Below are 19,166 nucleotides of genomic sequence, written 5' to 3'. Positions count from 1 at the left end.
AATGCGTAATTATACAATAGCTTATTTTTTTAGAATACCTTGGGAAAGTTTAGGGTGCTGTTAAGAAGGGAATTTAATCTGTATTGCAACTTATTTAAATCTGGAAAATCTCAAGGAGGAATTTAATCAATGGAAAACGTTTCAACTCATGAAGAAGCAGTAAAAACAGTGAATGATTTGATCAAAGATGTGGAAGTCGCAATGTTGACAACCATTACAGATGGCAAAGCTGTATCGAGACCGATGCAGACCCAAGAGGCAGAATTTGACGGAGAGCTATGGTTCTTAACCTTAAAAGATACAGCAAAATATTTGGAGATTATCGCTAACCCTTCAGTAAACCTTGCTTATGCTGGAAAATCCTATGTTTCAATCAGCGGAACTGCTGAATTCTCAGAAGATCTTGAACGGAAAAAGGAATACTGGAATCCAATATTCGAAAAAATGCTCGAGACGACTTATGACGATCCAAACGTTGTGCTGATCAAAGTTACAGCTGATACGGCAGAGTATTGGGAATCGGGCAATAAATTAAAAGCAGTGAAAAAATTCGCGAAAAAGCTCACGAGCAATGAAAAAGTGGGCGATGATGAAGAGATGAATGAAACTGTAAAATTTAATAACTGAATCTGCAAGGAAGCAAGCGCAGCGATGCAACTCTTTTTCATGTCTCGAAGCTAGCGCAGCGATGCAGAGACAGAGACAGAGACTATTTCTCCTGCTTTTTATTAGAAACACGGGGCTGTCCCATAAGTCATTAATCGACTTATGGGACAGCCCTTTTTTGAAATGAGAAATTTTGCATAAAATACATGGCTGTGTAAGATGTGAATAAGCTTTCGCTGAAAATATTGAAGAGAAATAAACCAAAATAATAGAGACTTGTAACATATTTCTATACTTAATCCTTGTTTGCAACTTGGTGTTTCAATTTGTATAATGGAATTTAATATTGATTTTTTCGCATAATTATTCATAACTATTAGATCAATTAGTATGCAATCGAGGGGGAGAATAAAGTGAAAGCAGTAACCGAAAGCATTCAGACAAAGGAGCAATCCGCTCACGAATACATAAAAGCTATACACAAGAAAGTGAAAGACCGCAATCCAGGTGAGACAGAATTTCTGCAAGCGACATGGGAAGTTTTTTCTTCGCTGCAGCCAGTGTTTGAACAGCATCCGGAATATATAGAAGAAGGTATTTTAGAGCGAATTTCTGAACCGGAGCGATTTATTGCATTTCGGGTGACGTGGGAAGATGATCATGGAAATGTGCATGTAAATCGCGGCTACCGTGTGCAATTTAACAGTACGCTAGGGCCATTTAAAGGCGGCCTTCGTTTCCATCCGACCCTTACCGGAAGCGTTGTGAAATTTCTTGGATTTGAACAGATTTTCAAAAATGCTTTGACTGGTCTGCCAATCGGAGGCGGTAAAGGCGGCTCTGATTTCGATCCGAAAGGGCGTTCAGACCGCGAAATCATGCGCTTTTGCCAAAGTTTTATGACAGAACTAAGCCGCCATATCGGACCGGATATTGACGTGCCGGCTGGTGATATCGGTGTTGGAAAACGCGAAATCGGTTATTTATTCGGTCAATATAAGCGAATCCGCAATGCATTCGAAGCTGGGGTTTTTACAGGAAAAAACCCCGACAATGGGGGAAGTTTGATCCGGAAAGAAGCTACAGGCTATGGGACGGTCTATTTTGTGGAAGAAATGCTTAAAGACGAAGGGCTTTCATTTGAAGGCAGTAAAGTCATTGTTTCAGGATCTGGGAATGTCTCTATTTATGCGATGGAGAAAGCGATCGAGTTCGGTGCAACCGTAGTCGCTTGCAGCGATTCGGAAGGATATATTTATGATCCCGAAGGAATTGATGTAAATACAGTCAAACAGCTCAAAGAAGTGGAACGCAAACGAATCTATCATTATCTGGAGCATCATCCGAAAGCACGCTTTGGGAAGGATAAATCAGATATTTGGAAAATTCCTTGTGACATCGCACTTCCGTGTGCGACCCAAAATGAGATTGGCCGTGAAGATGCAGAGGCGTTGGTCGAGAATGGGGTGAAAGCCATTGGGGAAGGAGCCAATATGCCATGCAATGAAGAAGCTGTTCGCGTTCTGACGAATAACCAAGTATTGTTTGCTCCTGCAAAAGCTGCGAATGCAGGTGGAGTTGCTGTATCAGCTATGGAAATGTCCCAAAACAGCATGCGTTATTCTTGGACTTCTGAAGAAGTTGATGAAAAGTTGCATCAAGTCATGAAGAATATTTACAAAAACTGCATCGAAACTGCAGGGAAATATGGTGCACCTGGAAATTTAATTGCCGGCGCAAATATTGCCGGATTTAAAAAAGTGGCGGATGCCATGCTCGAACATGGATTAAACTAACTTAAATTTCATATTGCTTGCAAAAAACGCTTAGACAAAAAATGTCTAAGCGTTTTTTTATGGATTTTATCGCCATTGCCCCTGTTATTTATGTCTTCGATAATACCCATTTTTTAAGAAACTTTGTAAAAAAGCGGAATTCACATATTTTTAGCATAAAACATTCTAAATATTAAGAAAATTTAACTCAATTTTAACCTTAGAACTATATTGTAACCTCTATGACTCAGAAAATAAGGTTTAACTAGTCATATAGTATTAGATGTCAAAAATAAACAAGTTTTTTATTACTTTTAGGCAGGGTGATGGAATGAACGTTTTGAGCGGCACAATTTGTGCATTAATGGCGCTATTTTGTTTAGCGGGAGGAGGAACGTATATGGATTATTTGCCGCCGCCATCATCAGAATCTCCATTAGTGAATAACGGGGGAGTGTTGGAAGATCACAATACAGTACCCTGGAAGATCGTCTGGAATGAAGAGTTTGATGGGGAAGCGCTCGATCCAGCTCGTTGGAATGTATTGGACGATCCTTATGGATACGGAAACAGAAGCCAGCATTACAAGCCTGAAAATGTGGAGGTGAGTGCGGGCGATTTGAAAATCCACACAAAAAAGGAGATGTCTCAAGGATTTCCATATACGTCAGGGGCGGTCACAACAAAAGGAAAAGTCGTATTTAAATACGGGAAACTCGAGGTGAGAGCGAAATTTCCAGCAGGGACGGGATTGTTGCCTGCCATATGGCTTTGGAACAATGCTGGGAAGGCTTTTCCGGAAATCGATATCGTAGAAATACTCGGCCAACAGCCAGGGCAAGTTTGGAGCACAATCCATTATGAAGTGAACCGGATATATGGAAAGGATTATAACCTTTCGGATTTGCCGAATTTGACGACAGATTATCATACGTTCGGCATTGAATGGTATCCCGAAAAGATTACATTTTTTGTTGATGGAACGCCTCTGTATACAAGCACGACTTTTGTACCTGATGAAGAAATGTACTTATTCATCAATACGGGGGTGGGAGGCGATTGGGTCGGAGAACCGGATGAAACTACACCATTTCCAGCACAGCTGCTCGTCGACTGGATTAGATATTACCAAAAATAAAAATAGAGTTAAGGGGATGGAATTATGAGTGTGTTTTTAATCATATGTTTAATACCGTGGGCCGTATTCTTCACGATTCAATTATTGTACTTGGTTTTAGCGTTAAAAATGACGAAAAAAGATACGACCATCAGGAAAGATATAGAGGAATCGAAAATGTCGATTCTTGTGCCCGCCTATAACGAAGCAAAAGTTTTAGCGAGTTGCTTTACAGGTTTTCAAAATTTGGATTATAAGAATTTCGAATTGATTTTAATAAACGATGGTTCAGATGATGAAACAATGAAATTATTAGCGGATTTATTGGATTTGAAGGAAGAATTGCTCTTAGCAAAAGACAAATTGGCTTATAATCCAGTCATCCGTACCTTTGTTTCTGCCACTTATCCTCATGTAAAAGTGCTCGATAAGGTGAATGGAGGAAAGGCGGATGCATTGAATGCAGGAGCAGACTATGCTTCTGGCGACATCATCATTACTTTGGATGCGGATAGTATTTTACAAAAAAATGCCTTGACCCATATAAATGAAGCGATGCAAGATCCGAATGTAATCGCGGGAGGCGGTATGGTGCATGTTGGGCAAATGTATAAGGAATCGAAACCGTCTTTTAAAGGCAACGGACTGACTCGCTATCAATTGTCTGATTATATGCTGTCGTTTTACGTCAAACGATTTGTGCAATCAAAATTCGGAGTAGTTTCTGTCGTATCCGGAGCGTTTGGTGCATTTAAGGCTTTTGCTTTATATGAAGCGGGAGGATATAAAAAGACAATTGGAGAAGACATGGAAATCACGCTCAGAATGCAGCAATTGATCAAAAACACCTATACAAAAGGCAAGTTGGTTTTTGTGCCGAAAGCGGAATGTTATACAGAAGTGCCGGGCGACTTTAAAAGTTTATCCAAGCAGAGAGTTAGATGGCAAAAAGGCTTTATCGATGCTTTGAAGATGTATCATAAGGGGAAAGTGGAAAAGCTGGGCTTCAAACTCGTTTTCTTTATCTTTATTGATTCATTGCTTCCGGGAGTGGCTGGCATTTTCACAACGGCGTTTCTTGCTTACGGCTTCATAACAGCTACAGTGTCGGATTTGACACTTTTGTTATTAGCCATGACCGCAGTGCTTCAAATTACGCAGCGCGTCGGATCATATGTGGTTTCAAACAGATATGGGCATGCCTATCCGAAATTCGATTACTTCAAAATCACTTTATTTTCCGCTATCGAATTGGTTAGTTACCGTCTATTGGATGCTTATTATTTCTTATATGGTTCAATCGCATACGTACTTGAACGGGAACATACGTGGAACAAGCTAGAACGGACGGGAATCGTTTCCATCTATCCAACTGAACCTACTATCTCTACGCCGCTTCCGCTAGTTGGGGCTTTGCCGATTAAAGAAGTGGCGATGGAAATAGCAGCCGTCATTACTCCGACGCCTGATTTCCAAGAAGAGCCAGAAACGGTGCCTGAGTTGCTCCAAGAACTAGTCACGAAAACAGTGCTGGATCCGATCGAAGATTTAGTGGCAGAGGTAAGCCAAGAAAGTTTCCATGCGGCTCAGGGAGATGAACAACGCATGAATCTGCACTAAAATATCTGAAATTTCAGTTATCTATTATTGATTTTCTTTTATTTCTTCATGAATATAGAAAACTCCCGGACTTTTACAGTCTGGGAGTTTTTTATTATCCTGCAATTGAAGCTAGCGCTTTTTTATCTTGTGCGTCATGCATTTTAACCATCACGAAACGGGCGATCGGCTGAATGACTAAGCTTTCAGCAGCAAGGACAATCAGAAAATTGCGCGGCCAATACTGCAGCCAATTGCTGAAGATTTCAGCATGGAATCCATTTCCGACAAGGTCGCCAAGGAAAGTCATAGCCGCTGACATTCCGAGGACCGTGAAAAGGATGCGAAAAAGAATTTTTGAATTGAAGCTATCAGTGGGCTTAGTGAATTTAGCTGTCAATGCTTCAGCAAGGCGCCCAAAAATAGCAGGTTCGATAATCATTACGATGATCCACATGATGGGCACCATTTTTAAAATTGAAAAGGCGATGTCTCCGTTGAAAGTTCCGGCAAAATAGATCGTACTGAATGAGGTCATGAACAATACCGTCATCGTGGAAATCAAGGTGCCGTATAGCAAGCCTTCTTTCGGGTTTCTTGGCAGTCTTTTTTCTTGTTGCATGTTTTACTTCCTTTCAAAAATCATTTTTGACTGCATATTCCAGTAAGTCTTATCTAAATAAAGCATTCGTTCCGGCAATGGAAAAAAGCTTGAAGTGCATCAAAGGAAAAAAGCATAGAATAGAAAGTGAAATATTCTTGTTTGCATCCGCTATATTCACCATTGTTAACATACACTTTTGTGAACCTGGCAATCAGGAGCACACTCAATTTAAAGACATTAATTGGTTCAGTCTGTTTACTACAATACCAATATGGCTAGTTTCGAGGTAAGTGTCCATTTTGTGTCTTTTTAAGTTCCTGAAGAAAAATGAAGAAATTGCTGAAACTGTTCCTGTAATTCATGTATAGTTAATTAGATAATTTAGTGAGAGGTGTTTTATACATGCTGCATAATCCAAAAGGAAGAAAAAGATTGGGGCTCGCTTTGCTTCTCAGCATGCTCGGGGTATTGGCTCCTTTAAATATTGATATGTATTTGCCTGGTTTTCCTTTAATCGCACAAGATTTGGACGCTCATATATCATCAGTCCAGCTTAGTTTGACTGCTTGTTTGATTGGACTGGCGGCGGGGCAGATTGTGGTCGGGCCTTTGAGTGACGCCCATGGCAGAAGAAAACCGTTGATCATTTCGGTCATTCTCTTTGCGTTGTCATCGCTTCTTTGTGCTGTTGCTCCGACGATTGAGTTATTGATTGCCGCTCGTTTTCTGCAAGGTTTTACAGCTGCAGGAGGAGTGGTCTTATCAAGAGCTGTAGTCAGCGACGTTTTTACGGGAAGGGAAATGACGAAGTTCTTTGCTTTACTGATGGTCATCAATGCCGTTGCACCTATGGTGGCACCGATTGCAGGAGGAGGCATTCTTGCATTGCCCTTCGGAGGCTGGGAAAGCATTTTCTACTTTTTAAGTTTGCTTGGATTGATCATGGTTGTGATTGTCACACTGCGGCTGCCCGAAACCTTGCCCTCTGAGAAGAGGATGCCAAGTTCGATTGGAACTTCCATTCGGACAATGGGGAGTTTGTTCAAAGCGCGGCCTTTTATCGGCTATGCGCTTGTCGTCGGCCTGATTCATGGAGGAAGTTTTGCTTACGTGGCAGGGACGCCTTTTGTTTATCAGGAAATATACGGGGTCTCACCGCAAGTGTTCAGCGTGCTCTTCGGTATTAACGGTATCGCTATGATTTTAGGCAGCACAATCATCGGGAAGTTCGGCGGGATCGTCTCTGAACATCGCTTATTGCAAGGTGCTGCATGGGTTGCTGTTGCCGCGACATTGATATTATTCATTATGACGATCATCGAAGGTCCGCTCGCAGCACTTGTCATTTCGATTTTCATCTATATGATCGCAGTCGGCATGACGTTCACGAGTTCGTTTACACTCGCCATGCGAGACCAAGGCCACCGGGCAGGGAGTGCCAGTGCCGTTGTCGGCATGCTGCCGCTCGTTATCGGTTCGATTGTATCTCCGCTAGTCGGCATTAACGAATTATCAGCAGTTCCGATGGGAGCGATTCTATTTGGATCATCTGTTCTTGGACTGCTTGCATTTGCCGCGTTGACTGGAAAGCCTAAAGCGTAAAGGAGCCGCATTCATTGCGGCTCCTTTTTATGGTTTATTTCTTTGGCGCGCTCGATTAAAGTAAGAGAAAGAAGTATTTATAGAGGATGAGAATTGTGAAGTTTTTTGCAGACCATGATGAACAAATACAGATTTTGCGCGACCGGGGGTTGATCGTAAAAGACGTGGCCCGGGCGAAACGGATTTTGTCCCGTGAGAATTATTACGCCTTGATTGATGGCTACAAAGAACCGTTCATGGAACACGATGAGCGTTTAAATCCGTATGGGCAGGAGCGCTACCGGGAAGGGACGGAGTTCAGCCATATCTATGCGCTCTACCGTTTCGATCGGGAATTGCGCATCTTGATGCTGAACGAACTGCTGAAATTTGAAAAGAATATGAAATCAAAGATCGCTTATCGTTTCTCTGAGAAATTCCAGGGCAAGGATAGCTTTTTAGAGCCTGGAAATTATAGCGAAAACAGGGAGCATCACCACGAACGCGACCGCGTCATTTCGACGCTCGCGAACTTGATCAAAAGCCATAAAAAGCGCGATCGCGTGAGGTATCCAGCTATCCGAGATTTTTTCGACAAGCATCGAAATGTGCCGCTCTGGGTGCTCGTCAACTTTTTATCGCTCGGACAAATCATTAACTTTTATCAAGTAATCGATGAGGAGCTGCGGGAAAGGATTGCCCAGAACTTTGCGGAAGAATTCAGTGAAGAATACACAAACCTGCAGCTGAGCGCCTACGAGCTTGATGCCATTTTAGAAGTGGCATTTCCTTACCGCAATAAATCTGCGCATGAAGAAGTGATTTACCGTTTTCGGCTGCCGCATCCAGTTGACCTTAAGGAATTGGAAATCCGTCTGCAAAAAGAATCCGGAAGTTTAAGCCAAGGCACTGTGTATTCAGTTGCCGCTTTACTAAAGCTTGTACTGGCGAAGGAAGAGTACGATATTTTTTCCGCTGAATTGGCTCGATTAATAGATGAGTTGAAAGAAAATGTCCAAAGCCGGGCTTTCGGCATCATTATGAAAGACGCAGGTTTTTATTCACTTTAATTGAATGGGAGAGTGGAGTAATGGACAATACTTACGTAGCGCTGCTCAGAGGGATTAACGTTGGCGGCAATAATAAAATCGATATGAAAGCCTTAAAGCAAGCGTTTGAACAAGCAGGGTTGGAATCGGTTAAGACCTATATCAATTCGGGAAACATCCTTTTTAAAAGTGATCATGCATCAAAAAAGGAACTGGGGCCAATCACGGAAAAAGCCATCCAAGAGCAATTCGGTTTGAAGATCAAAGTCCTGATTTATACTGCAGATGAATTCATCTCCATCGCGAAAGCACTTCCTGAAAATTGGTTGAATGACAAAGAGATGAAAAGCGATGTCTTATTCCTTTGGGAAGAAGTGGATCATGAAAATGTAAGGGAACTGCTTCATCTGAAACCGGAAATTGACCAAGTCATTTATGTCCCCGGGGCTATTCTTTGGTCGGTTGCGAGAGAAAACGTTACTAAAAGCGGTATGGTGAAAATTGTTGGAACGGATATTTACCGCAAAGTCACCATCCGCAATGTCAATACGGTCCGTAAACTTGTGAGCTTGATCGAAAGCTTGGAATAATCACAAAAGAGCCGTCCTTTCGTGGAAAGGACGGCCGTTTTTATTGAGAAGCGTATTTTAAGGATTACTGGGCGTATTTTAGCATCAATGGTGCATATTTTTCACTCAACTGGGCGTATTTCACAAAAACTGAATAAATCCGGTTAAAATGACCATAGCCAGAAAACCTGGAGATATTCAGACGTAGCGCTTTAAGTCCTCATAGATTTGGACGATTTCATCGAATTTCATGCGCACAAGGCCGCTTGATGAAGGGGCGACGTATTCGATGACTCCAGGAAGTACCGGCTCTTCCTGCAGGCCCCATGGAATTTGGCGCATTTTGCTGTATTCCTGATAGACGCCTTTTCCGACAAAGCAGACAGCGGTCGGTTTGAATTTCAGGATTTTTTCTTGGAGCAATGCCGCGCCTTCTTTGTATTCTGCTTTCGTTATCTCGGCCGCTTCTTTTGTGGGGCGGGCGACAATATTCGTTAAGCCGAACCCTAAATCGAGAAGCTTGCTGTTTTCTTCTGGTGCAAACTTCCATGGAGTTAGGCCTGCTTGATATAGGATTTTCCAGAATCGGTTCGTTGGGTTGGCATAGTGGTAGCCGGTTTCTGAAGAGCGGATGCTCGGATTAAAGCCGACAAAAAGAATTTTTAAATTTTCTTTTAGATGATCGGAAATCGGTTCGAGTTGCAAAAACGGATGCCTCCTTTATTGGGTAATTCATGGTTGCTCGCTTTACCGTATTGTAGCATCCTTTCACGTACAGAAAAAACTGTGGGTACTGCATGGTTTAATTTGAGGCAGAGCAAGGAATAGGAGAAGCAAGCGAATAATGAAACGAGGAGAGCTTGCAATGATCATTTACACCATCGGGCATTCCAGCCATTCAAAAGAATTTTTCCATAAGATGCTGAAAGAACAGGAGATCGAATTATTGGCCGATGTCCGGGCATTCCCTGGCAGCAAAAAATGGCCGCAGTTTTCGAAAGGCGTTTTTCCTGAATGGCTTTCAGCGGAAGGCATCATTTATGAACACTTCGGCAAACTTGGCGGCAGGCGAAGAAAATCGAAAGAAGTGGACGAGGAAGTGAACGCGGGCTGGCGCAACCGTTCTTTCCAGAATTATGCGGACTATACTTTAAGTGAAGAATTTCAGCAAGGAATTGAGGAATTGCTGGAAAAAGCTTCTCAAAAACGCGTGGCTTATTGTTGTTCAGAACGCCACCCATCCCGCTGCCACCGTTTGTTGATCAGCAACTGGCTCGTGGCAAACGGACACGAAGTCCAGCATATTATTGACGGGAAAGGCGAGACAGTAGAGCTTGTGCCGCACGAGGTCGGGATATGGGGAGCGCGAGCTGAAGTCAAAGAAGACGGTTCGGTCATTTATCCGAAAGAAGAGCCGCCTGCATAAAAAAGGCAAACCTCTCAATGAAGGAGGTTTGCCTTTTTCGCTATTTCTTATTTTACGTTCGTGAACCCGCCATCGATGCTGATGACTTCGCCGTTGATGTATCGTGCTTTAGACGTTAATAGGAAAGCGACCAGTTCAGCCACTTCTTCCGCTGTCCCTAAACGTTTTTGCGGAATGCCGGCTGTTGCATTGGCTTTCATTTCCGGGTTCGCTTCGTAGAAAGCTTTAACCATTGGCGTTTCGGTTGGACCTGGAGCGATTGCATTGACGCGCAACCCGTCTTTCGCATATTCCGCTACCATGCTTTTCGTCAAACCGACGATGCCGTGCTTCGTTGCAGAATAAGTGACAACTGAATCCTGCCCAATGACGCCAGCGCTAGATGCCGTATTGACGATAGAGCCTCCGCCATTTTTCAGCATAGCTTCCGCTACATAGCGAACACCGTACAATGCGCCCATCAAGTTAATGCCGACGATTTGTTCGATTTCTTTGATTTCTGTTTCCATGAAGTATTTTCCGCTGCCAGAAATGCCGGCATTGTTGAAGAAGTACTCAATGGAACCAAAATGCGCTAGTGTTTGATCCACGTAGTTTTTGACATCTTCCGATTTTGAAACATCCGCTTTGATGAAAAAAGCGTCTGGTCCAAGCTCTTTTACCATCTCAACCGTTTCGTTGCCGCCTTTTTCGTTCACGTCAACAATTGCGATGTTGATGCCATCTTTTGCTAAACGAAGTGCAGTAGCTTGTCCTAAGCCACTTCCGCCTCCGGTAATAATTGCAGCTCCACTCATGAAAATCATCCTCCGTTTTTTGTTAAAAAGATTTGTTCGTCCTATACCTTTTTAACTATACCCCTTAAAAAATTTTAAAAAACAATGATGTGCTCACGCTTCGAAAATCCGGAATTATCAATAAAATAAAGGGATTTCCGATACAATGAAGAAAAGATTACAAAAGTCTTGAAAGGCGGAGAGCCATGAAAAAAGAAGAAATAAAAGCGTTGGCAAATAAGTACGGATTTGATCTGGAAGCGGGAGAATGGCAAGTGAACGAATCCGGCCTTGATTTCTTAGTAGTCCTTTTTAAAGACGCAGCACATATTTCTTGGGTTCTGCGAATTCCGAGAAGAACAGATGTGCAAAAGGAAATTGAAAAAGAACAGAAGATACTGAGACTGGTGCAGCCGAATCTCAGCGTACAATCGCCAAAATGGAAAGTAGCTTCAAATGATCTGATTGTTTACCGGGCATTGGACGGGTTGCCTGCAGGGACGATCAATAAGGAAGAACAGCGCTATGATTGGGTAATTGACCCGGAAAAGTTGCCAACGATTTATATCGAATCGCTGGCAAAAGGGCTGGTGTCGCTTCACTCCATTCCTTTAGAGAAAATTCGAGACCATGGATTGAGCGCACCAACTATAGACCAAATCAAAGAAGCGTTGCAAAAGCGAATGGACAAAGTAAAAAGGGAAATGGGCGTCAGCGAAAAATTATGGGCGCGCTGGCAGAAGTGGATGAATGAGGAATCTATGTGGCCAAAGCATACGGGATTTATCCACGGAGACTTGCATCCAGGCCATATTTTAATCGGTGCTAACGAAGAAATGACCGGGTTTATAGACTGGACTGAAGGGAAAGTGGCAGACGTTTCTACTGATTTCATCGGTCATTTGCGCACCCATGGTGAGCGTGAATTGAGCAGGCTGATTCAAGCGTATGAGCAGGCAGGCGGCATCGTTTGGCCAAAGATGAATGAGCATGTTATGGAGCTTGCGGCCACTTATCCAATTGATATTGCTGAATTTGCCATTAAGTCACAGAGCGAAGAATATATAGAGATGGCGAGAGCGGCACTGAATGAAGCGTAAGGCGCCATATATGTCTTGAGCCATTCAGCTGATCAGTTGGATGGCTGTTAAGATGCATAAAAGTCGAAACTGATTGTAAATAGCAGAAAGACTGAGAAGGAAAAGTACGCAAAAGCCATTCGTTTATTTTGCTTCTGGAATTGTTCAAGGCCAATAAAACCGACCAATAAAGCAAGTAACGCAAATATCCCATTAATAGGAATTCGCCAGCTGTCGATGAAAAAATCTGAAACGAAAATGATGATGGCAAGAGTGGCTATGATTTGAGTGAGTTTTTCTATCGTTAATTTCTCCTTTCGGATTATTTTTGGTAATTTAATACATTTCAAGTTTAACATATCTCTTTCAAATAAACTTCGAATTAACTAATCGAATGGGAATAAAGCAGTTCGTAAGAACCAAAAATGTTGGGAAATGAAACTTCCGTCAGCGAAAGGCGTAAATGACTCATCACATAAGCAAAATGGAGGAAGCAAAATGAAAAATGCTAGATGGCTATTGGCAATTGGGTTAGTGTTCGCATTTCTTCTTGTTGGCTGTTCTGAAGAAAAGAGTACCAGTGCAGAAGAAAAGCCAGCGGCTGAAAAAGAAGCAGCCGAGCCGAAAAAAGAAAAAGACACGGAATTAGACATACCGGAAGCGGCTATACATAATGTTGAAGAAATCGTGAAAGAAAAAGGAAAGTATGATACCCAAGAGTTAACCGAAGAAAATCAACAAGAGATTTTGCAAGAAATCGAAACTTTGCCGGACAATTTGACGGGAGAGGAAGCTTATTCAATCGCCGTTTCTTTGTTTGCAGCGGATATTGAAGAGGAAGCCCGGAAATTCGAGGAGTTGGATCCGACCATTCAAATCGATTCTTCGACGCCTGAAGATGAAATTGAGATTCCGGAACAAGAAACGGTCAATGTCGCGATCTTACTGGATGCAAGCGGCAGCATGGCAGGGGAAGTAGCCGGCGGGCAAAAGATGAAGCTGGCCAAGCAGGCGATTCAGCAATATGCATCTGATCTGCCGGAGGGGTCCAATGTGATGCTTCGTGTTTATGGCCATAAAGGGACAGGAACGGAAGAAGCAAAAGAAATGTCGTGCAAGAGCAACGAAGTGGTGTATGAATTATCGCCTTATGAAGAATCAGGGTTCACTGCGGCATTGGAAAAGTTCGATCCGGCCGGCTGGACTCCTTTGGCAGGAGCTATCCAAGCGGCTGAGCAAGATCTGAAGCAGCAGACCGGCGAAAATGTGCGCAATGTCATTTACGTCGTCAGTGACGGCATTGAAACATGCGGAGGCGATCCAGTAGCAGCAGCGTCGTCCTTGGCAGCTTCAAATATCCAGGCTGAAGTAAATATTATCGGCTTCGATGTGGACAATGAAGGGCAGGAGCAATTAGAAGCTGTGGCAAAAGCGGGCAATGGGCAATACAAATCGGTGTATTCGGAAAATGAATTGAATGACTATTTAAAGCAGGAATACAGCCGGCTTTACTGGGAATGGCTCGCTTGGGGAAATGACCGTTCTTTCGATATCCTGGCCCAAAGCAACGACATCTATTTCGAGCTGTTGGCGCTCAATAATGACATTTCGTTTAAAATCCTGTCAGCCAAAAATGAAATGCATAGTTTGCGCTACGATTTAAAGGAACTGGATAAGTTCAAGGATGAAGAAGCGGTCAAGCGATATCTCGAGCTGATTAATATTCGCCACGATACGGTCAATCATTACTTCGACCAGGAAAAAGAACGGAAAGACAGCATCCGAAAAGAAATGAAAGCAGCCCTCGAGAAGAAAGTGGATGAAATGAAAGAAGAAAAGCAAGAGACTTATAAACAATAAAGAAGTTTAAAAAGGGGGTTGTCCCAAAGGTAATTTGGGACAACCCCCTTTTTCTATGAGGTCATTCGGTATTGGCATCCACTGAGATCTGCCATTCAATGCCGTACTTATCTGTCAGGCTGCCGTATAATGGACTCCAAAACGTTTCCTGCAAATCCATCATGACAACTCCGCCATCAGCCAGTTTGCCGAACATTCGCCGGGCTTCTTCCATATCGTCCATAGTGACAGTCAATGAAACATTATTGCCTTTCCGAAAAGACATGCCCATTCCTGGAGGGACATCGGAAATCATTAAAGTATCCCCATTTTTCAAATCCAGCTGCGCATTCATCACCAAATCCCTTGCTTCTTCCGGTATCCCTTCCATACTGCCTTCGTTGGCTTCGCCATACGTCGTTATTCCGGCCAACTCGGCATCCAAAACATCAACATAATAATGGGTTGCTTCTTGGCCATTGCCGTCAAAATTCAAGTAAGGAAACAATTTCGTAATCATCCTAACCCTTCTTTCTATATTTTTTGCCCGAAGGCATTTGATGCTGGAGAATTTGAAAACTTTCCAAGATGCCACGACACTCGTTATGATTAGAGTATAACAGTTTTAAAGGAATAAATGATCTTGTTTATTGAATATTTAATCTTTTTGGCAGGCGATATTTTCCGTATAGAAAATATCGGTCAGACCGGAAAACAGTCCGCTAAAATGGAGACAGAAGGGAGGTTGAAGGCATGGATATGCTGAAAGAGATGAATGAAGCGTTGTCGTACATTGAAAGCCAACTGGACGGGCAAATCGATTTTGGCAAAGTCGCTAGAATTTCAGGCGTTTCAGAATTTCATTTCCGGAGGATGTTTTCCTATTTGTCCGGAATGAGTTTAGGGGTCTATATCCGAAATCGGCGCCTGTCAAAAGCGGCAATGGAGCTCCAGCAAGGAAAAGAGCGAATCATGGATTTGGCGGTAAAATACGGGTATGAGTCAGCGGATGGCTTTAGCCGGGCTTTTCGCGATTGGTCAGGCATGAGTCCTTCTGATGTGAAAAACAGTTCCTCTTTCAAGGTGTTTCCGCGCCTGACTTTCCAATTAACGATTCAAGGAGGAATGGATATGGAATATCGCATTGAAGAAAAAGAAAGTTTTAAATTGGTCGGCTTGAAAAAACGGGTGCCGATCGTCTTTGAAGGCCAGAATCCGGAGATTATGAAAATGGTCCAATCGCTTACTGCACAGCAGCGGAAGATGCTTGGGGCTTTTCGAAATATGGAAGTGAAAACGGTCGTCAACGCATCCTTCCATTTTGATGAAGGTCGGTTTGAAGAGAAAGGGGAGCTCGACCATCTGATCGGCTCGATGACAACACTCGATGGCGATTTCGGTGAATTTGATGTGGTAGAAGTGCCAGCTGGTGAGTGGGCAATCTTTAAGGTCTCTGGACCATTTCCGCATACGCTGCAAGATGCATGGGGAAAGATTTTCTCGGAATGGCTGCCGTCGTCAAATTATGAGCTGGTCGAAGGGCCGGAAATTTCCTTTAACGGCAACTTTGAAGACATGCAGAATGTAGAAAGTGAAATCTGGATTCCGGTTAAGAGAATGAAAAACTAAAAAAAGCCGCATTCGAAAAAAACGAATGCGGCTTTCCTATTGCTATAGACGTTTATTGGACTTTGTATTCGGTTTTCGCTTCAAATGCAGGTCCTTCTTCAGGCGTCAACCAAGCTTCAAGCGTATACGTGCCAGGTTCTAAATCAAGTTCAGGCACTTCTAAATCGTAGCTCAGTTTATCGCCTGCTGCGACAGTTTCTTCACCCAGTGCTTGAGTGAACATGCTGACAGAAGAAAAAAGGAATACTTGATCACCCGTTTCATTTGACAAGGCAAAGTCAAAACGCTGCCCACTTGTGAAATCGAACTTTACATCTTCGCTTGTTTGATTGTCGAGTGTATAGCGGAAAGTTCCATCTTCTTCTTTTACGGCGGGCTTCATTTCTCCAGCCTCCTCATTTTCTGCGTTTTCCTTATTGCCTTCTGAGCCTGACCCCGCATCAGTAGTGCCGCATGCAGTCAAGATGAAGCAGAACGCGATGAATGCCAGAAAAAGAAAACTTTTTTTTAATTTCATCGGAATTTCCTCCTTTATGCCATTTCGAGTAGATGGAAATGTACTTATACATGAGAACGTTCACGTTCACGAAAAGTTACAAAGTTTATCGGCAAAGGCAGCCAAAAAATTGTGGAACGTGATACAGTGGAAGCAAGAGAATCAAAGAGATAGGTTGTGGAAAAATGGGAAGTTCGCTAATTGTCGTCGGAATTGTTTTAGCCATCATGATATCCGTTCCGCTTGTACTGGTATTCCTCGTTTGGAAAAATATGAAAAAAGGATAAAGGATTCACAAGGCCGGCATCGCTGAAGATGCGGCTCTTTTTATTTCAACTATATTGTTTTTGTGACTATTTAATGTTTTTTTAGGATAAAGTCTTTCCAATCGTTTTCTATCGGTAGATAATGAGGGGAATAGAAGAATTGTAAAGGATGAACAGATTGACGAAAAAGATTTCCCGTAAATTGATTGCTGCCGCGCTTTTGTCTTTGGTTTTATTTACTGGTTTTTCAGCCTTCAGCATCTGGACTTACGCTGCTGAAAATGAAACGACGCATGCTGATGCTGCAATCGTATTAGGCACAAAAGTTATTGACGGCGAACCTTCGCCTGCTCTGAGGGAACGGATCCGCCATGCGGTTTCTCTTTATGAAGAAGGTTTTGTAGAAAAGCTAATTTTCACGGGCGGCAAAACGGACGGTTCGGATGTTGCGGAATCGGAAGTCTCGAGAGATTATGCGATGCAGCTAAATGTGCCGGAAGAAGCGATCTTGATCGAGACGGAATCGATGGTAACAGAAGAAAATTTCCTGTATGCCCATGAAATAGCGGATGAATATGGAATGGATGATTTTTTGGTGGTCAGTGATCCCTTACATATGAAACGCGCATTGCTGATGGCTAAACTGGCAGGCATCGAAGCGCATTCCTCGCCTACTGAAACCTCTATATTCAATGACATCAAAAGCAAATTGCCCTTTTTCGCTAGAGAAACGGTCTGTTACGTCGGCTATGTGCTGTCTAAAGCGATTCAATTTTAATTATACAAAAGGCATTTCCACTCCTAGGTGGAAATGCCTTTTTAATTTTTTTGGAAGTCAAAAACGACGCCTGTCAGTCTTTCGGAAACGGCCCATAACCTTAGGGAAACGGCTGCATCTTGTGCAATCGCATGGGGCGTATCAAGCGCGGGATAGCCGCGTATCCGGCCAGGACCATCGGGGCCAATATATTCACCGCCCTTAAGCGATTCTTCAGTAGCTGCATAGATTGTCGGCAAGGCACCGAGTTCCGGAGGCTGAAGAAAGCGATTTGCTAAGTTTCGGACTGCTGGCGGTGCAGATCGATTGCCGAATTTAAAGATATTGGTCACTGAAATTCCAGGATGGCAAGCGATGCTTCGAACCGGCAATCCATTTTGTTTCAAGCGTTTATCAAGTTCGAGTGCAAAATAAAGGTTGGCTAATTTGCTTTGATTGTAAAACTTCTTTGCTTTATAGCCTTTTGCACCATCCAAGTTTTCGAAATGGATCTGGCCTCTGTCATGGGCGCGGCTGCTCACGGTAATGATGCGCGATCCAGGCGTGTTTATGAGAAGCGGCAATAAGAGGCCGGATAAAGCGAAATGCCCCAAATGATTGCTGCCGAATTGAAGTTCGAAGCCGTCTTTTGTATAAGACAACGGCGGCATCATAATGCCCGCATTATTGATCAGTAAATCCAATTGGTTAAAGCGCTTCTGAAAACCGGCAGAAAATGCATGGATACTCGCTAAATCCGCCAAATCAAGCGGCATCACATCGATTACCGCCTCGGGGGTCCCGTGAAGAATCGCTTCTTTTGCGATGCTCCCTTTTTCTAAATTTCTCACTGCCAGCACAATGGATGCGCCGCAGCTGGCAAGGATTTTAGCAGTCTCTAATCCGATTCCGCTGTTGGCACCTGTAATCACAATAGTCTTTCCTGATAAGTTTGGCGTTTCCATGGCATCAGCTCCTAATGTCTCTATTATGCTCGATGTAAAAGTGGTTCTCAATACTTTTGGCGTTTCTCATCCTGCCAATCGGGAAGACTGTAATAAAAGCTGCTGCGGCATGAAACCGAGCTGCGGTTATTAGGGGAATGTCCAATGGTGATTGAAATCAAGGAATTGACGAAAAAATTTAACGGTGAGCTGGTAGTTGACCGTCTATCGCTGACAATTGAACAAGGCGAGTTTTTCGCGCTGCTAGGAGAAAATGGGGCGGGAAAAACGACTACGATTAAAATGTTGAGCTGTTTACTAGCGCCTACGAGCGGAGATGCATTGATGCTGGGCGACAGCATCGTTGGAAATTCACTTGCAGTGAAGAAGAAGATGAATCTGTCGCCGCAGGAAACAGCCATTGCACGCAATCTTTCCGTCAAAGAGAATTTAGAATTTATTGCGAAAATCTATGGCAGCAGCAAGCAAGAGACGAAGCGGAAAACAGAGGAACTGATCAGAAAGTTTGGCCTTGAAGACTATGCAGGCAAAAAAGCAAAAAACCTGTCAGGAGGCTGGCAGCGCCGGCTCAGCATTGCCATGGCGATGATATCAGAACCGGAGATCATCTTTTTGGATGAACCGACAGTCGGCTTGGATGTCCGGGCACGTATCGATTTATGGGAGATTTTGCTGAAATTAAAGGGGGACATCACCATCATTTTAACAACGCATTATTTAGAGGAAGTGGAAGCGCTCGCCGACCGCATCGGCATTATGCAAGGCGGGCAGCTGCGTGCACTAGGTACACTCGAGGATCTGCAAGAGAGAACCGGCCTCAAGAAACTTCAGGATATTTTCATCAAATTGACTGAAGAGGAGGAGCGCACATGAAAGCTTTGGCATTTGCGGGACGTAACCGCAAAGAGATTCTGCGGGATCCGTTGACACTTCTCCTCGGTGTGGTCATGCCCGTTGCGATGCTGTGGCTGTTTTCCTCTTTGGAAGGGATTATGCCGCTCGACCTTTTCACAATTTAGAAATTAACGCCTGG

General features: G+C 43.3%; 21 protein-coding genes. 14 read left to right on the top strand and 7 right to left on the bottom strand.

Features of this window, described 5'->3' with window-relative positions:
* Positions 1 to 129 precede the first annotated feature (129 nt).
* The 4 genes from NFU07_RS14760 to NFU07_RS14745 all read left to right on the top strand — a co-directional run bounded on the left by NFU07_RS14760 (position 130) and on the right by NFU07_RS14745 (position 5,118).
* On the top strand, positions 130 to 627 hold the full coding sequence (locus NFU07_RS14760) for a pyridoxamine 5'-phosphate oxidase family protein (protein ID WP_251479391.1): 498 nt from the start codon (positions 130 to 132) through the stop codon (positions 625 to 627).
* Positions 628 to 1,019: 392 nt separating this feature from the next.
* Positions 1,020 to 2,402: an NADP-specific glutamate dehydrogenase gene (gdhA, locus tag NFU07_RS14755; RefSeq protein ID WP_251479389.1), complete on the top strand. Its 1,383-nt coding sequence runs from the start codon at positions 1,020 to 1,022 to the stop codon at positions 2,400 to 2,402.
* 379 nt (positions 2,403 to 2,781) lie between these two features.
* Complete coding sequence (locus tag NFU07_RS14750) at positions 2,782 to 3,519, top strand: glycoside hydrolase family 16 protein (RefSeq protein WP_251479387.1); 738 nt, start codon at positions 2,782 to 2,784, stop codon at positions 3,517 to 3,519.
* 24 nt (positions 3,520 to 3,543) lie between these two features.
* A complete protein-coding gene (locus tag NFU07_RS14745) occupies positions 3,544 to 5,118 on the top strand; it encodes a glycosyltransferase family 2 protein (RefSeq protein ID WP_251479385.1) in 1,575 nt (524 codons plus the stop codon).
* Between the two features lie 94 nt (positions 5,119 to 5,212).
* Here the strand turns inward: NFU07_RS14745 and NFU07_RS14740 are convergent, their stop codons facing one another.
* The gene (locus NFU07_RS14740) at positions 5,213 to 5,719 is read right to left on the bottom strand and encodes a DUF2798 domain-containing protein (protein ID WP_251479383.1); all 507 of its coding nucleotides are present in this window, start codon (positions 5,717 to 5,719) and stop codon (positions 5,213 to 5,215) included.
* 384 nt (positions 5,720 to 6,103) lie between these two features.
* On the opposite strand from NFU07_RS14740, the gene NFU07_RS14735 reads away from it, so the two are divergent.
* From NFU07_RS14735 to NFU07_RS14725, 3 genes are all read left to right on the top strand, one after another.
* Positions 6,104 to 7,303: a Bcr/CflA family efflux MFS transporter gene (locus tag NFU07_RS14735; protein WP_251479382.1), complete on the top strand. Its 1,200-nt coding sequence runs from the start codon at positions 6,104 to 6,106 to the stop codon at positions 7,301 to 7,303.
* Positions 7,304 to 7,389: 86 nt separating this feature from the next.
* Positions 7,390 to 8,352 (top strand): Abi family protein, encoded by a 963-nt coding sequence (locus NFU07_RS14730; RefSeq protein ID WP_251479380.1) that lies wholly within the window; start codon positions 7,390 to 7,392, stop codon positions 8,350 to 8,352.
* Between the two features lie 20 nt (positions 8,353 to 8,372).
* Entirely contained in the window at positions 8,373 to 8,921 is a 549-nt protein-coding gene (locus NFU07_RS14725) for a DUF1697 domain-containing protein (RefSeq protein ID WP_251479378.1), read from the top strand.
* Between the two features lie 177 nt (positions 8,922 to 9,098).
* Here the strand turns inward: NFU07_RS14725 and mug are convergent, their stop codons facing one another.
* Positions 9,099 to 9,605, bottom strand: a complete 507-nt coding sequence (gene mug, locus NFU07_RS14720) for a G/U mismatch-specific DNA glycosylase (protein ID WP_251479376.1) — start codon at positions 9,603 to 9,605, stop codon at positions 9,099 to 9,101.
* A 160-nt stretch (positions 9,606 to 9,765) separates the two neighbouring features.
* On the opposite strand from mug, the gene NFU07_RS14715 reads away from it, so the two are divergent.
* Positions 9,766 to 10,326 carry a DUF488 domain-containing protein gene (locus NFU07_RS14715; RefSeq protein ID WP_251479375.1) on the top strand — a complete coding sequence of 187 codons (561 nt, stop codon included), beginning with the start codon at positions 9,766 to 9,768 and terminating at the stop codon, positions 10,324 to 10,326.
* Between the two features lie 47 nt (positions 10,327 to 10,373).
* Here the strand turns inward: NFU07_RS14715 and NFU07_RS14710 are convergent, their stop codons facing one another.
* Entirely contained in the window at positions 10,374 to 11,123 is a 750-nt protein-coding gene (locus NFU07_RS14710) for an SDR family NAD(P)-dependent oxidoreductase (protein WP_251479372.1), read from the bottom strand.
* A 185-nt stretch (positions 11,124 to 11,308) separates the two neighbouring features.
* Here NFU07_RS14710 and NFU07_RS14705 point away from each other — a divergent pair, with 185 nt between their 5' ends.
* Positions 11,309 to 12,202, top strand: coding sequence for a macrolide 2'-phosphotransferase (locus NFU07_RS14705; RefSeq protein ID WP_251479370.1), 894 nt, complete (start codon positions 11,309 to 11,311; stop codon positions 12,200 to 12,202).
* 47 nt (positions 12,203 to 12,249) lie between these two features.
* Here NFU07_RS14705 and NFU07_RS17785 read toward each other — a convergent pair whose 3' ends face one another.
* On the bottom strand, positions 12,250 to 12,540 hold the full coding sequence (locus tag NFU07_RS17785) for a DUF3953 domain-containing protein (RefSeq protein WP_397443738.1): 291 nt from the start codon (positions 12,538 to 12,540) through the stop codon (positions 12,250 to 12,252).
* Between the two features lie 139 nt (positions 12,541 to 12,679).
* Between NFU07_RS17785 and NFU07_RS14700 the strand changes: the two genes are divergently transcribed.
* Positions 12,680 to 14,041, top strand: a complete 1,362-nt coding sequence (locus NFU07_RS14700) for a VWA domain-containing protein (protein ID WP_251479368.1) — start codon at positions 12,680 to 12,682, stop codon at positions 14,039 to 14,041.
* 61 nt (positions 14,042 to 14,102) lie between these two features.
* On the opposite strand, the gene NFU07_RS14695 is transcribed toward NFU07_RS14700, so the two are convergent.
* Positions 14,103 to 14,540, bottom strand: a complete 438-nt coding sequence (locus tag NFU07_RS14695; RefSeq protein ID WP_251479366.1) for a VOC family protein — start codon at positions 14,538 to 14,540, stop codon at positions 14,103 to 14,105.
* 233 nt (positions 14,541 to 14,773) lie between these two features.
* Between NFU07_RS14695 and NFU07_RS14690 the strand changes: the two genes are divergently transcribed.
* Complete coding sequence (locus NFU07_RS14690; RefSeq protein WP_251479364.1) at positions 14,774 to 15,649, top strand: AraC family transcriptional regulator; 876 nt, start codon at positions 14,774 to 14,776, stop codon at positions 15,647 to 15,649.
* Between the two features lie 52 nt (positions 15,650 to 15,701).
* On the opposite strand, the gene NFU07_RS14685 is transcribed toward NFU07_RS14690, so the two are convergent.
* Positions 15,702 to 16,166, bottom strand: coding sequence for a BsuPI-related putative proteinase inhibitor (locus tag NFU07_RS14685; protein WP_251479362.1), 465 nt, complete (start codon positions 16,164 to 16,166; stop codon positions 15,702 to 15,704).
* Between the two features lie 423 nt (positions 16,167 to 16,589).
* Between NFU07_RS14685 and NFU07_RS14680 the strand changes: the two genes are divergently transcribed.
* Complete coding sequence (locus NFU07_RS14680; protein ID WP_251479360.1) at positions 16,590 to 17,189, top strand: YdcF family protein; 600 nt, start codon at positions 16,590 to 16,592, stop codon at positions 17,187 to 17,189.
* A 41-nt stretch (positions 17,190 to 17,230) separates the two neighbouring features.
* Here the strand turns inward: NFU07_RS14680 and NFU07_RS14675 are convergent, their stop codons facing one another.
* The gene (locus NFU07_RS14675) at positions 17,231 to 18,133 is read right to left on the bottom strand and encodes an oxidoreductase (protein ID WP_251479358.1); all 903 of its coding nucleotides are present in this window, start codon (positions 18,131 to 18,133) and stop codon (positions 17,231 to 17,233) included.
* Between the two features lie 144 nt (positions 18,134 to 18,277).
* Between NFU07_RS14675 and NFU07_RS14670 the strand changes: the two genes are divergently transcribed.
* The gene (locus tag NFU07_RS14670; RefSeq protein ID WP_251479356.1) at positions 18,278 to 19,006 is read left to right on the top strand and encodes an ABC transporter ATP-binding protein; all 729 of its coding nucleotides are present in this window, start codon (positions 18,278 to 18,280) and stop codon (positions 19,004 to 19,006) included.
* A complete protein-coding gene (locus tag NFU07_RS14665) occupies positions 19,003 to 19,152 on the top strand; it encodes a hypothetical protein (protein ID WP_251479354.1) in 150 nt (49 codons plus the stop codon). Before NFU07_RS14670 ends, NFU07_RS14665 begins: the two co-directional genes overlap by 4 nt.
* The last annotated feature ends 14 nt before the right edge of the window (positions 19,153 to 19,166 follow it).

The organism is Planococcus sp. NCCP-2050, assembly GCF_023708025.1.
Classification (GTDB): Bacteria; Bacillota; Bacilli; order Bacillales_A; family Planococcaceae; genus Planococcus.
This window is presented reverse-complemented; position numbering and strand designations above follow the sequence as displayed.

Excerpts from the sequence above, each read along its gene's own strand:
- NFU07_RS14730 (WP_251479380.1), top strand. The coding sequence starts at position 7,390 with ATGAGAATTGTGAAGTTTTTTGCAGACCATGATGAACAAATACAGATT.
- NFU07_RS17785 (WP_397443738.1), bottom strand. The coding sequence starts at position 12,540 with ATGTTAAACTTGAAATGTATTAAATTACCAAAAATAATCCGAAAGGAG.
- NFU07_RS14675 (WP_251479358.1), bottom strand. The coding sequence starts at position 18,133 with ATGGAAACGCCAAACTTATCAGGAAAGACTATTGTGATTACAGGTGCC.
- NFU07_RS14735 (WP_251479382.1), top strand. The coding sequence starts at position 6,104 with ATGCTGCATAATCCAAAAGGAAGAAAAAGATTGGGGCTCGCTTTGCTT.
- NFU07_RS14760 (WP_251479391.1), top strand. The coding sequence starts at position 130 with ATGGAAAACGTTTCAACTCATGAAGAAGCAGTAAAAACAGTGAATGAT.
- NFU07_RS14665 (WP_251479354.1), top strand. The coding sequence starts at position 19,003 with ATGAAAGCTTTGGCATTTGCGGGACGTAACCGCAAAGAGATTCTGCGG.
- NFU07_RS14690 (WP_251479364.1), top strand. The coding sequence starts at position 14,774 with ATGGATATGCTGAAAGAGATGAATGAAGCGTTGTCGTACATTGAAAGC.
- NFU07_RS14710 (WP_251479372.1), bottom strand. The coding sequence starts at position 11,123 with ATGAGTGGAGCTGCAATTATTACCGGAGGCGGAAGTGGCTTAGGACAA.
- NFU07_RS14700 (WP_251479368.1), top strand. The coding sequence starts at position 12,680 with ATGAAAAATGCTAGATGGCTATTGGCAATTGGGTTAGTGTTCGCATTT.
- NFU07_RS14685 (WP_251479362.1), bottom strand. The coding sequence starts at position 16,166 with ATGAAATTAAAAAAAAGTTTTCTTTTTCTGGCATTCATCGCGTTCTGC.
- NFU07_RS14695 (WP_251479366.1), bottom strand. The coding sequence starts at position 14,540 with ATGATTACGAAATTGTTTCCTTACTTGAATTTTGACGGCAATGGCCAA.
- NFU07_RS14725 (WP_251479378.1), top strand. The coding sequence starts at position 8,373 with ATGGACAATACTTACGTAGCGCTGCTCAGAGGGATTAACGTTGGCGGC.
- NFU07_RS14750 (WP_251479387.1), top strand. The coding sequence starts at position 2,782 with ATGGATTATTTGCCGCCGCCATCATCAGAATCTCCATTAGTGAATAAC.
- NFU07_RS14745 (WP_251479385.1), top strand. The coding sequence starts at position 3,544 with ATGAGTGTGTTTTTAATCATATGTTTAATACCGTGGGCCGTATTCTTC.
- NFU07_RS14670 (WP_251479356.1), top strand. The coding sequence starts at position 18,278 with ATGGTGATTGAAATCAAGGAATTGACGAAAAAATTTAACGGTGAGCTG.
- NFU07_RS14705 (WP_251479370.1), top strand. The coding sequence starts at position 11,309 with ATGAAAAAAGAAGAAATAAAAGCGTTGGCAAATAAGTACGGATTTGAT.
- NFU07_RS14715 (WP_251479375.1), top strand. The coding sequence starts at position 9,766 with ATGATCATTTACACCATCGGGCATTCCAGCCATTCAAAAGAATTTTTC.
- NFU07_RS14740 (WP_251479383.1), bottom strand. The coding sequence starts at position 5,719 with ATGCAACAAGAAAAAAGACTGCCAAGAAACCCGAAAGAAGGCTTGCTA.